This window comes from Brevundimonas sp. TWP2-3-4b1 (assembly GCF_049897665.1).
Lineage (GTDB): Bacteria > Pseudomonadota > Alphaproteobacteria > Caulobacterales > Caulobacteraceae > Brevundimonas > Brevundimonas subvibrioides_B.
Map to the genome: position 1 here is coordinate 225,090 of NZ_JAFCWQ010000001.1, position 11,634 is coordinate 236,723.

Genomic DNA, 11,634 nt, shown 5'->3' on the forward strand with positions numbered 1-11,634 from the left:
AAGCGGGTTTTTTATTGCGCCGATCCGGGACCCTTCTCGGAACGCCTCAAGACCATGACGCAAGATTTCACCCCGGAAGATACGGCCCCGTCGCCACAGCGACGGAGCGCCGTCGTGACCGCAGGAGCCAACCGCGCCGCGGCCCGCAGCTATCTGCGGGCCGCGGGCATGGACGACGCTGATTTCGAGAAGCCGATGATTGCGGTGGTCAACACCTGGTCGTCGGTGACGCCGTGCAACATGCACCTGGACCGGCTGGCTAGGGACGTTTGCGCCGGCATCGTCGCGGCCGGCGGCTTCCCGATCGACTTCAACACCATCGTCGTCACCGACGGCATCTCCATGGGCACGCCGGGCATGAAGGCCTCGCTGATCAGCCGCGAGGTCGTGGCCGACTCGATCGAACTGGCGGTCCAGGGGCATCAGCTGGACGGCGTCGTCTGCATCGTCGGTTGTGACAAGACGATCCCGGCGGCAGCCATGGCCCTGGCCCGGATGGATATCCCGGGTCTGGTCTACTACGGCGGAACGATCATGCCGGGCGTCATCGGCGGCAAGGAGATCTCCATCCAGGAGGTGTTCGAGGCCATCGGCGCCCGCGGCGCCGGGACCATCGACGACGAACAGCTGAAGAGGGTCGAGAGCGCGGCCTGTCCCGGCGCGGGCGCCTGCGGCGGTCAGTTCACGGCCAACACCATGGCCATGGCCCTGTCGGTCATGGGGTTGTCTCCCATGGGAGCGAACGACGTCCCGGCCGTCGATCCGATGAAGGGGGCCCAGGGTCATCGCTGCGGCGAACTGATCGTCGAGCGCGTCTTCGCCGGCGACACGGCGCGCAAATACATCACCCGCGCCTCGCTGAAGAACGCGGCGGCCGCCGTTTCCGCCTCGGGCGGGTCGACCAATGCGGTGCTGCACCTGACCGCCATCGCCATCGAGGCGGGTATCGAGTTCGGCGTCGAGGACTGCAACACGGCCTGCGAGGACACGCCGGTCATCTGCGACCTGAAGCCGGGCGGCCGGTTTCTAGCCTCGCATCTGTACGCCTCCGGCGGCACCCGACTGGTGACCCAGCGGCTGGCCGAGGCTGGCAAGATCGTCAACGCGCCCACCGTCTCGGGCCGCAGCCTCTTCGCCGAGGCTGCCGAGGCTGAGGAGACCCCGGGTCAGCAGGTCGTCTCGACGGTCGCCGAGCCTTTCAGCCCGCGCGGCTCCTATGCCGTGATCTATGGCGACATCGCCCCGGACGGCGCCGTCATCAAGCTGACCGGCCACAAGGTGGACCGGTTCGAGGGCCCCGCCTGCGTGTTCGATTCCGAGGAAGACGCCTTCCACGCCGTGCAGGACGGTTCGGTCGGCGAGGGCGACGTCATCGTTATCCGCTACGAAGGTCCGCAAGGCGGCCCCGGCATGCGCGAGATGCTGCAGGTCACTGCCGCCCTGAAAGGGCGCGGCATCCATAACGTGGCCCTGATCACCGACGGCCGGTTCTCGGGCGCCAGCTACGGCTTCGTCGCCGGCCATGTGTCGCCGGAGGCGGCCGCGGGCGGCCCGATCGGCCTGATCCGCGACGGCGATCGCATCACCATCGACGTCACCGCGCGCCGCATCGACGTCGCCGCCGACCTGGCCGCGCGTCGGACCGGCCACGTCGCCCCGCCGCTGAACGCCGCGACCGGCGTCTTCGCCAAATACCGCGCCTCGGTGGCCTCCGCCGCCCAGGGCGCCGTCACCATTCCCAACCCGCCGCCCGCGCAAGTCCGGGCGGACCAACGACAGACGCAGGAAGCCTGAGCCATGGAAATCTATACCAACGACGACATCCGTCCCGGCGTCATCGCCGGTCAGCGCATCGCCGTCATCGGCTATGGCTCCCAGGGCCGCGCCCACGCGCAGAACCTGAAGGAGTCCGGCCACGACGTCGTCGCCGGCGTCCGTCACGGTGGCAAGGGCTGGAAGAACGCCACCGCCGACGGCATCGCCACGGCCGAGCCTTCGGAGGCCGTGAAGGGGGCGGACATCATCGCCGTCCTGACGCCCGACATGGCCCAGGCCGAAATCTACAAGACGGTCATCGAGCCCAATGCGAAGAAGGGCGCGGCCATCCTGTTCGCCCACGGGTTCTCCATCCTGTACGGCCGCGTCACCCCGCGTAAGGACATGGACGTCATCCTGGTCGCGCCCAAGGGGCCGGGCGATCTGGTCCGTCGCGAATACGCGCGCGGACGCGGGGTCCCAGCTCTGTTCGCCGTCGAGCAGGACGCGACCGGCAAGGCTCGCGACCGGGCCATGGGCTATGCCAAGGGCATCGGCGGCGCGACCGGCGGCCTGCTGGAAACCTCGTTCAAGGAAGAGACCGAGACCGATCTGTTCGGCGAACAGGCCGTCCTGTGCGGCGGCGCCAAGGAACTGGTCATGAGCGGGTTCACCACCCTGGTCGAAGCCGGCTACCAGCCCGAGATCGCCTATTTCGAGTGCATGCACGAGCTGAAGCTGATCGTGGACCTGTTCTACGAGGGCGGCATCACCAAGATGAACGAGTTCATATCGGAGACGGCCAAATGGGGTTCGGTCGTCAGCGGCCCGCGCGTCATCAACGCCGAGACCCGCGCGCGGATGAAGGAGATCCTGACCGAGATCCAGGACGGCACCTTCGCCCGCGAATGGATAGCCGAGAACGAAGCCGGCAAGGGCGCCTATGACGCCCTGGTCAAGGCCGACAGCGAGCATCTGATCGAATCGGTCGGCAAGGGTCTGCGCGAGCGGATGGCCTGGCTGCACGCCCCCAAGACCGCCGAAGCCGCATAGTCGAACCGCAAAAAAGTCAGTCCCAGAACCGCAATGTCCGCAGTCGCCACCGCCATCAGCGCCAAGGCCGCAGCCGCTCCCCAGAGCGGCGCACGGTTGCTCGTCTCCACCCTGGACCGGTTGGGCGTCGAGGTGGTGTTCGGCTATCCGGGCGGCGCGATCATGCCGGTCTACGACGCCCTGACGGGGTCGAAGTTGAAGCACATCCTGGTGCGTCACGAGCAGGGCGCGGCCTTCGCCGCCGACGCCTATGCCCGGGCGACCGGGAAGGTCGGGGTCTGTATGGCGACCTCGGGTCCGGGGGCGACCAACCTGATCACTGGCATCGCCAATGCGATGATGGATTCGGTGCCGATGGTCTGCATCACCGGCAACGTCGCAACCCATCTGATGGGGACCGACGCCTTTCAGGAGATCGACATCCTGGGCGTCACCCTGCCGCTGGTGAAGCATTCGTGGGTCGTGCGAAACCCGGCCGACGTCCCCGCTGTCCTCGAGGAAGCCTTCCACGTCGCCCGCTCGGGCCGCCCCGGTCCGGTCCTGGTCGATCTGCCCAAGGACGTGCAGGTCGGCATGACCTCGGACGACTTCGGTTTCCACTATCCCAACGACGTCACGTCGCTGGATCACGCCGCGATCGCCGAGGCGGAGACCCTGATCCGCGCCGCCGAACGTCCGCTGATCTATATCGGCGGTGGGGTGAAGATCGCCGGCGCCGTGGAGGCCCTGCGCGACTTCGCCGAACGCACCGGCATCCCCTCCGTCTCGACCCTGAACGCCCTCGGCTCGATCCGCACCGACGCGCCGGGCTTCCTGGGCATGCTGGGCATGCACGGCACGCGCGCCGCCAACGAGGCGGTCCAGGACTCGGATCTGTTGATCGTCTTCGGCGCCCGGTTCGATGACCGCGCCACGGGAAAGCTGAACGAGTTCGCGCCGCATGCGAAGGTTGTCCATTTCGACATCGACCCGGCCGAGATCGGCAAACTGCGCGCCGCCCACGTTCCTGTCATCGGCGACCTGAAGGCGGGCATCGAGACCCTGACCGGGCGCATGGCTGGCCCAGAAAGAGGGGGCGCGTCTCTGGCCATCGATCCGTGGATCATCCGCTCGACCACGAACGCGAAACGGAACGCCTTCCGTTACGACGCGCCGGGCGAGGGGGTCTATGCCCCGGCCCTGCTGAACGAACTGTCGAAGACGGCGGGCGACAGCTTTATCGCCGCCTGCGATGTCGGCCAGCATCAGATGTGGGTGGCCCAGCACTGCGCGTTTTCGCGTCCTGAATCCCACCTGACCTCTGGCGGCCTGGGCGCGATGGGCTACGGCCTGCCGGCCGGCCTGGGCGCCAAGCTGGCCAAACCCGACGCCCACGTCGTCACCATCTCCGGCGACGGCAGCTTCATGATGAACATTCAGGAGCTGGCGACCCTGCGTCGCTACGGCGTGGCCCTGAAGATCGTTCTGCTGGACAACGCCTCCCTGGGACTGGTGCGCCAGTGGCAGGAGCTGTTCTTCGCCGAGAACTATTCCGAGGTCGACCTGTCGGACAATCCCGACTTCGTCGCCGTGGCCCAGGCTTTCGGGATCGAGGCCTTCATGATCGACCGGCGCGACCAGGTCACCGACGGCATCGCCCGCCTGCTGGCCGCGCCCGGTCCGTGCCTGATGCACGTCTTGATCGACCCCAAAGAGAACGTCTGGCCGCTTGTCCCTCCGGGCAAGTCAAACGGCGAAATGATGCACGACACGCGATTTGACGAAGGAGACATGTGATGAGCGACACCATCCATATCCAGATCGACCGGGCCGACGGCTCGCTCCAGCGTCTCATCGGTCTCGTGGAGCGCCGCGGCTTTCACATCGACGGCATGAGCCTGTCGGACGAGGGTGCGATGCGCCGTGTCCAGCTGCAGGTGCGCGGGCGCGATGCGGGCCGCTGCACGGAAAACCTGGGTCGCCAGATCGACAAGCTGTGCGGCGCGACGCGGGTCGGATTCACCGGTTCGAGCTACGCCTATCAGGGCAGCGTGGCAGCATGAGCGGCTCCGTATCCGATCGAGTATCGCCCGACCCGAACAGGCTCATCGTCTTCGACACGACCATGCGCGACGGCGAGCAGGCCCCGGGCTTCTCGATGTCCCCGGCCGACAAGGTGCGGATGGGCCACCAGCTGAAGGCCCTGGGCGTCGATGTCATGGAGGCCGGTTTCGCCGCCGCCTCGCCGGGCGACGAGGACTGCATCCGTGCCGTGGTCGGCGAGATGGCCGAGGACGATAGCGGTCCGGTATTCTGCTCGCTGTCGCGCTCCAACGAGGCGGACATCGACGCCTCGTACCGGGCCCTTCGCGGGACCAAGCGCCGCCGCTGCCACGTCTTCATCGGCACCAGCCCGATCCACCGCGCGGCCAAGCTGCGAATGACACCCGATCAGGTGCTGGCCCAGGCCGTGCGGGCGGTCGAATATGCCCGCACTCACTTTCACGACGTCGAGTTCTCGGCCGAGGATGCGATCCGCACCGAACCCGAGTTCCTGGCAGAGGTGCTGGAAGCCGCCAGCGCAGCGGGGGCCTCCACCCTGAATGTGCCCGATACGGTCGGCTATGCGACGCCGGACGAGATTGCGTCCCTGTACCGCTTCCTGATCGCGCGGATCCGTCCGCGCTTCCCCCACGTCGTCTTCTCGACCCATTGTCACAACGACTTGGGTCTGGCCGTCGCCAACAGCCTGTCGGCGATCGAGGCCGGCGTGCGTCAGGTCGAATCGACCATCAACGGCATCGGCGAGCGCGCCGGCAACGCCGCGCTGGAAGAGGTCGTCATGGCCCTGCGCGTCCGCGCCGAACGCTATGGCGTGACGACCGGCATCGACACCACGAAGCTGCTGGAAACCAGCCGCACGCTGAGCGAGGTCACCCACTCGCCGATCGTGCGCAACAAGGCCATCGTCGGCATCAACGCCTTCGCCCATGAGGCCGGCATCCACCAGCACGGCATGTACGCCGATGCCCGCACCTATGAGATCATGCGTCCCGAGGATGTCGGCTTCTCGGGCAGCTTCTTCGTGCTGGGCAAGCACTCGGGCCGGACGGCGGTGCAGAAGCGGGCCGAGGTGCTGGGCTATCCGCTGATCGGCGACCCCCTGAACGACGCCTTCGCCGCCTTCAAGACGCGGGCGGACGAGATCGGCGAGATCGACGACGCCGAACTGATCGCCATCTGCACGGCGACGCAGAGGGATGCGCATGTCGCCGCCTAGGACCCTGTTCGACAAGGTCTGGGACGCCCACGTCGTGACGCCGGAGACGGCCGAGACCCCGGGCGTCCTCTATATCGACCTGCATCTGGTCCACGAGGTCACCAGCCCGCAGGCCTTCACCGAGATCGAGGCGAGGGGCCTGAAGGTCCGTCGCCCTGACAAGACCTTCGCGACTCTGGACCATTCGACCCCGACCCTGCCGGCCGGGCTGAACGGGCTTAAGCCCTATGTCACCGCCGAGGCCGAGGCCCAGGTGCATCGGCTGGAAGAGAACTGCGAGCGGCACGGCATCGACCTGGCCGGCTGGGGTTCGCCGGATCGCGGCGTGGTCCATGTCATGGGACCGGAGCTGGGCCTGACCCAGCCGGGGATGACCGTCGTCTGCGGCGACAGCCATACGGCGACGCACGGCGCCTTCGGGGCCCTGGCCTTCGGCATCGGCACGTCGGAGGTTGGCCATGTGCTGGCGACCCAGTGCCTGTTGCAGCGCAAGTCGAAGGCCATGCGGGTCACGGTCACCGGCGCCCTGACGCCGGGCGTGTCGGGCAAGGATGTGGCTCTGGCCGTCATCGCCGAGCTGGGCTTCGGCGGCGGCACCGGCTTCGTCATCGAATACGCCGGCGAGGCGGTGCGGTCTCTCGACATGGAAGGGCGAATGACCCTTTGCAACATGTCGATCGAGGCCGGCGCGCGGGCGGGAATGATCGCGCCGGATGCCGTGGCCATCGACTGGCTGCGGGGACGCAAGCACGTCCCCCAAGGCGAGGCCTATGAGGCGAAGGCGGCCGAGTGGCTGGCGCTGGTCACTGATCCGGGCGCGGTCTTCGACGCGGAGATCTTCATCGACGGCGCCGCCATCCGCCCGATGGCGACATGGGGCACGACGCCGGACGCGGGTTCGCCGATCGGGTCGCGCGTGCCCGAGCCCAAATCCGACAGCGACCGCAAGGCCCTGGCCTATATGGGTTTCGAGGCCGGCGAGACGACGACGACCCAGGCGGTCGACGTGGTCTTCATCGGCTCCTGCACCAACGGTCGGCTGCCCGACCTGCGCGCGGCGGCCGAAGTGCTGCGGGGGCGCAAGGTGAAGCCGGGCGTGCGCATGCTGGTCGTGCCGGGCTCGGAGGCCGTGCGGCGCGACGCGGAGGCCGAGGGCCTGCACCATGTCTTCACCGAGGCGGGCGCCGAATGGCGCATCCCGGGCTGTTCGATGTGCATCGCCATGAACGGGGACTTCGTCGCGCCGGGCCAGCTGGCCGTCTCGACCTCCAACCGCAATTTCGAAGGCCGTCAGGGCAAGGGCGCCCGCACCATCCTGGCCAGTCCGGCGACGGCGGCGGCCTCGGCCATTGTCGGGATGCTGACCGATCCGCGTGTGTATCTGAGCGAGGCCGCGCATGCCTGAACCCCTGAAAGTCCTGACCTCGCGGACGCTGGTCCTCACGCAAGCAAACATCGACACCGACCAGATCATCCCGGCGCGGTTCCTGACCACGACCGAGACCACGGGTCTGGGTCAGAAGGCCTTCTACGACTGGCGCTACGAGGCCGACGGCTCGGCGCGGCCCGAAGCGGTGCTGAACCGGATCGATCCGGCCGAGCATCGCATCCTGGTCGCCGGCGACAATTTCGGCTGCGGCTCGTCGCGCGAGCATGCGCCCTGGGCTCTGTACGACTACGGCTTCCGGGCCGTGATCTCGACCTCGATCGCCGACATCTTCACCTCCAACGCCCTGAAAAACGGCTTCCTGCCCGTCGTCGTCGATCAGGCGACGTGGGAGGATCTGGTCGCCAACCCGGAACAGGTCGTAACCATTGACCTGGAGGCTGGAGAGGTCCGCCGGGGCAACCATGCGCCGGTCACCTTTGTGGTCGAGCCCTTCGCGCGCCAGTGCCTGCTGGACGGCGTCGACACCCTGGGCTGGCTCCAGAAACACATGCCTGACATTGAGTCCTACGAGCGTACCCATTCCCCGGAGCCCGCGTGATGCCGAATACCCAGACCTACAACATCGTCCTGTTGCCCGGTGATGGGGTCGGGCCGGAGGTGATCTCAGCGGCCAGGGACGTGCTGCGCGTCATTGCCGATTTCTACGGCCACAGGTTCGAGTTCCAGGAGCATCTGATCGGCGGCGCCGCCATCGACGAGACCGGCGATCCCCTGCCGCCCGAGACGACCGCAGCCTGTCTGGCCGCCGACGGCGTTCTGCTGGGCGCGGTCGGCGGGCCGAAGTGGGACGGCGGCAAGCGTCGTCCGGAAGAAGGACTGCTTGGCATCCGCAAGGCGATGGGGCTGTTCGCCAACCTGCGTCCGCTGCAGGTATCGCCGGTCCTGGCGCACCGCTCGCCGCTCAAGAAGGAGATCGTCGAGGGCGTCGACCTGATCGTCTTCCGCGAGCTGACCGGCGGGGTCTATTTCGGCGAGAAGACCCGCACAGATACGATGGCCTCGGACCTGTGCATCTACACCGTGCCCGAGATCGAGCGCATCACCCGCGCCGCGTTCAAGACCGCCCTGCAACGGCGCGGCAAGGTGACGTCCGTCGACAAGGCGAACGTCATGGAAACCTCAAGGCTGTGGCGAGAGGTCGTGACCCGCATCCATGCCGAGGAGTTCCCGCAGGTCCAGCTTGCGCATGCCCTGGTCGACTCCATGGCCATGCACCTGATCCGCAAGCCCCGCGAATACGACGTCATCCTGACCGAGAACATGTTCGGCGACATCCTGTCTGACGAGATCTCCGTGCTGGGCGGCTCGATCGGCCTGTTGCCGTCGGCGTCGCTGGGCGAATCGGGACCGGGCCTGTTCGAGCCGATCCACGGCTCGGCGCCGGACATCGCCGGGCAGGACCTCGCCAACCCGGTCGGAGCCATCCTGTCGGTGGCGATGATGCTGCGTCACAGCCTGAACCTGGATGACGAGGCCTCGTCGATCGAGGCGGCCGTTGCGGCCGTGCTGGCCGCTGGCGCCACGACGGCGGACCTGGGTGGCGAACTGGGCACACGGGCGGCGGCGGAGGCGATCATCGACGCAATCCGGGCCATCCACTGGGCCGCCGCGCACAGGGTTCAGATGCACTGGGGTTAACCTTTTCATCATGGTTGTGGCGCGCGAAACGATTGTGCGCTGCAGCTAAAGTAGAGGTAATATTTTCCCGTTTATGGGTGTTTAGCCCACGACAAGCACACGAAAATTGCGCCGGATACGGCGCAACCCCTTGCGTCTCTCGCGTTTGCGGTAAACAGTTCGCAACTGCGAGATCACACAGGGGATGCATTCATGTCGCAGTTCTTCAATCGCCTACCGGGCATCCTTGCCCTCTGTCTTCTAACGATCGGACTCTTCTACGCGGGGGGCGCCTTCGCCGAGGACGCCGCTGCGCCGGCCCCGATCACCGAGGCCGCAGTTCCGGCGACGCCGGTCGCGGAGGCCGCCGCTGCGGTCGAAGCCGCCGCCACCGAGGTAGCCGAGGCCGTCGTTCCCGAAGAAGAAGCAGCCGCTCCCACGCTTCTGGCCCACCAGGCCGCGCTCGAGCTCGACGCCGCCGGCACCAGCTGGCTGGGCACCTCGACCGCCCTGGTCCTGCTAATAACCCTCCCCGGTCTGGCCCTGTTCTACGGCGGCATGGTCCGTCGCAAGAACGTCGTGGCCACCATCACCCAGTCGGTCGGCGTGTTCGCCGTCGTGACCCTGGTCTGGTTCATCGCCGGCTATTCGATCGCCTTCAGCGCCAACGCTGACCCAGCGCTCCAGCCCTATATCGGGGGCTTCGACGCCCTGTTCCTGAACGGCATTTCCCTGCAGACGGCCAACGCCCTGCTGCCCGGGATTCCCGAATTCCTGTTCATCTCCTTCCAGATGACGTTCGCCATCATCCCGCCCGCCCTGATCACCGGCGCCTTCGCCGAGCGGTTCAAATATTCGGCCCTGCTGCTGCTCACCGCCCTTTGGTCGCTGCTGATCTACGCACCGATCTGCCACTGGGTCTGGGGCGGCGGCTTCCTGGGTTCGGCCGGCGTGCTGGACTTCGCTGGCGGCGCGGTAGTCCACGTCAACTCGGGTGTCGCGGGCCTGGTCTGCGCCCTCTTCCTCGGTCGTCGTAAGGGCTACGGCACCGACGTCATCACGGCTCACAACCCTGTCCTGACCATGATCGGCGCCTCGCTGCTGCTGGTCGGCTGGATCGGCTTCAACGCCGGTTCGGCGGGCGCGGCCAACGAGCTGATGGGCGTCGCCCTGCTGAACACCATCCTGGCCGCCGCCGCCGCCGCCCTGACCTGGAAGATCGTCGAGGTGATCGAGAAGAAGAAGGTGTCGCTGATCGGCATGCTGTCCGGCGTCGTCGCCGGTCTGGTCGCCATCACCCCCGCCGCCGGCTTCGTCGATCCAAAGGGGGCGGTCATCATCGGTCTGATCGCCGGACCGGTCTGTTACATCTCCTCGGTGTGGATCAAGAAACTGCTCCGCTATGACGACTCCCTGGACGCCTTCGGCATCCACGGCGCAGGCGGTTTGATCGGCGCCCTGCTGACCGGCGTGTTCGCCACGACCGCGATCAACAGCCTGGGTGAAGGCGCCAACATCCCGACCCAGGCCCTTGGCCTGGCCTGGACCATCGCCTATTCGGCGGTCGGCACCTTCATCATCCTGATCATCTGCAAGTTCACGACCGGGCTTCGCGTGACGGATGCGCAGGAAGCCGAAGGCTTCGACACCACCCTCCACGGCGAAGCCCTGGAACACTGACGACGGTTCCGCCGGGCGCGACTCTCCTCGCGTCCGGCGGCCAATCTGACAGATTCAAACAGAACACACGGGGATACCGAGATGAGACTGCAAGCAACCTGCGCGGCCCTGGCCGCCGCGATCGCCACCCTTGCCACAGCCGGCGCCGCTTCGGCCCAGGACGCGGAGTTCGCCTTCAACGCGGCGGCGACCAACGACTACGTCTTCCGCGGCGCCAGCCAGTCAAACGAGAACTTCGCCCTCTCGGGCGGTGTCGATATGACCATCGGCGGCCTTTACAGCGGCGTCTGGGCCTCGACCGTCGATTTCGGCGACGACACGTCGGCCGAGATCGACGCCTACGGCGGCTTCCGCTTCGAAGCGCAGGGCTTTGCCTTCGACCTCGGCGCGGTCGGTTATTTCTACGCTCATGACGACCAGGCCTCCGACTACGACTACGTCGAGGTGAAGGCCGCTGCGTCCCGCGCGATCGGCCCGGTGACCGCCGGCGTCGCCGTCTATTACTCGCCGGACTTCTTCGGCGTGGACGAGACCGCCACCTACGTCGAAGGCAATGTGGCGTTCACGCCGATCGACAAGGTCACGGTCTCCGGCGCCGTCGGCAAGCAGTGGCTGGACGTCACCGGCGACTACGTCACCTGGAACGTGGGCGCCGCCTACGCCTTCACCGATAGCCTGGTCTTCGACGTCCGCTATCACGACACTGACGTCGACAACGCGCCGCTGTACGACGGCCGCGCGGTCGCCACGCTGAAAGTCCTGTTCTAGTCTCCCTCTGAACCAGCCCGAAGACGCCGCCCCGGAGCGATCCGTGGCGGCG

General features: G+C 67.2%; 10 protein-coding genes. All 10 read left to right on the forward strand.

Annotation, left to right across the window (positions count from 1 at the left end; all coding sequences use genetic code 11):
• The first annotated feature begins 54 nt into the window (after positions 1-54).
• The 10 genes from ACP7A5_RS01155 to ACP7A5_RS01200 all read left to right on the forward strand — a co-directional run bounded on the left by ACP7A5_RS01155 (position 55) and on the right by ACP7A5_RS01200 (position 11,582).
• A complete protein-coding gene (locus ACP7A5_RS01155; protein WP_426040194.1) occupies positions 55-1,794 on the forward strand; it encodes a dihydroxy-acid dehydratase in 1,740 nt (579 codons plus the stop codon).
• A gap of 3 nt (positions 1,795-1,797) precedes the next feature.
• The gene (ilvC, locus tag ACP7A5_RS01160) at positions 1,798-2,808 is read left to right on the forward strand and encodes a ketol-acid reductoisomerase (protein WP_426040195.1); all 1,011 of its coding nucleotides are present in this window, start codon (positions 1,798-1,800) and stop codon (positions 2,806-2,808) included.
• Between the two features lie 33 nt (positions 2,809-2,841).
• Positions 2,842-4,584: an acetolactate synthase 2 catalytic subunit gene (gene ilvG, locus ACP7A5_RS01165; protein WP_426040196.1), complete on the forward strand. Its 1,743-nt coding sequence runs from the start codon at positions 2,842-2,844 to the stop codon at positions 4,582-4,584.
• Positions 4,584-4,850, forward strand: a complete 267-nt coding sequence (locus ACP7A5_RS01170; RefSeq protein ID WP_426040197.1) for an ACT domain-containing protein — start codon at positions 4,584-4,586, stop codon at positions 4,848-4,850. Before ilvG ends, ACP7A5_RS01170 begins: the two co-directional genes overlap by 1 nt.
• Positions 4,847-6,067: a 2-isopropylmalate synthase gene (locus tag ACP7A5_RS01175; RefSeq protein ID WP_426040198.1), complete on the forward strand. Its 1,221-nt coding sequence runs from the start codon at positions 4,847-4,849 to the stop codon at positions 6,065-6,067. The genes ACP7A5_RS01170 and ACP7A5_RS01175 overlap by 4 nt, the downstream gene beginning before the upstream one ends.
• Positions 6,054-7,472 carry a 3-isopropylmalate dehydratase large subunit gene (leuC, locus tag ACP7A5_RS01180; protein ID WP_426040199.1) on the forward strand — a complete coding sequence of 473 codons (1,419 nt, stop codon included), beginning with the start codon at positions 6,054-6,056 and terminating at the stop codon, positions 7,470-7,472. The genes ACP7A5_RS01175 and leuC overlap by 14 nt, the downstream gene beginning before the upstream one ends.
• Positions 7,465-8,055, forward strand: a complete 591-nt coding sequence (leuD, locus tag ACP7A5_RS01185) for a 3-isopropylmalate dehydratase small subunit (protein WP_426040200.1) — start codon at positions 7,465-7,467, stop codon at positions 8,053-8,055. Before leuC ends, leuD begins: the two co-directional genes overlap by 8 nt.
• Positions 8,055-9,155, forward strand: a complete 1,101-nt coding sequence (gene leuB, locus ACP7A5_RS01190) for a 3-isopropylmalate dehydrogenase (RefSeq protein ID WP_426040397.1) — start codon at positions 8,055-8,057, stop codon at positions 9,153-9,155. Before leuD ends, leuB begins: the two co-directional genes overlap by 1 nt.
• 192 nt (positions 9,156-9,347) lie before the next feature.
• Positions 9,348-10,814 carry an ammonium transporter gene (locus tag ACP7A5_RS01195; protein WP_426040201.1) on the forward strand — a complete coding sequence of 489 codons (1,467 nt, stop codon included), beginning with the start codon at positions 9,348-9,350 and terminating at the stop codon, positions 10,812-10,814.
• An 81-nt stretch (positions 10,815-10,895) separates the two neighbouring features.
• The gene (locus tag ACP7A5_RS01200; RefSeq protein WP_426040202.1) at positions 10,896-11,582 is read left to right on the forward strand and encodes a TorF family putative porin; all 687 of its coding nucleotides are present in this window, start codon (positions 10,896-10,898) and stop codon (positions 11,580-11,582) included.
• Positions 11,583-11,634 lie beyond the last annotated feature (52 nt).

Excerpts from the sequence above, each read along its gene's own strand:
- ACP7A5_RS01155 (WP_426040194.1), top strand. The coding sequence starts at position 55 with ATGACGCAAGATTTCACCCCGGAAGATACGGCCCCGTCGCCACAGCGA.
- ilvC (WP_426040195.1), top strand. The coding sequence starts at position 1,798 with ATGGAAATCTATACCAACGACGACATCCGTCCCGGCGTCATCGCCGGT.
- ilvG (WP_426040196.1), top strand. The coding sequence starts at position 2,842 with ATGTCCGCAGTCGCCACCGCCATCAGCGCCAAGGCCGCAGCCGCTCCC.
- ACP7A5_RS01170 (WP_426040197.1), top strand. The coding sequence starts at position 4,584 with ATGAGCGACACCATCCATATCCAGATCGACCGGGCCGACGGCTCGCTC.
- ACP7A5_RS01175 (WP_426040198.1), top strand. The coding sequence starts at position 4,847 with ATGAGCGGCTCCGTATCCGATCGAGTATCGCCCGACCCGAACAGGCTC.
- leuC (WP_426040199.1), top strand. The coding sequence starts at position 6,054 with ATGTCGCCGCCTAGGACCCTGTTCGACAAGGTCTGGGACGCCCACGTC.
- leuD (WP_426040200.1), top strand. The coding sequence starts at position 7,465 with ATGCCTGAACCCCTGAAAGTCCTGACCTCGCGGACGCTGGTCCTCACG.
- leuB (WP_426040397.1), top strand. The coding sequence starts at position 8,055 with ATGCCGAATACCCAGACCTACAACATCGTCCTGTTGCCCGGTGATGGG.
- ACP7A5_RS01195 (WP_426040201.1), top strand. The coding sequence starts at position 9,348 with ATGTCGCAGTTCTTCAATCGCCTACCGGGCATCCTTGCCCTCTGTCTT.
- ACP7A5_RS01200 (WP_426040202.1), top strand. The coding sequence starts at position 10,896 with ATGAGACTGCAAGCAACCTGCGCGGCCCTGGCCGCCGCGATCGCCACC.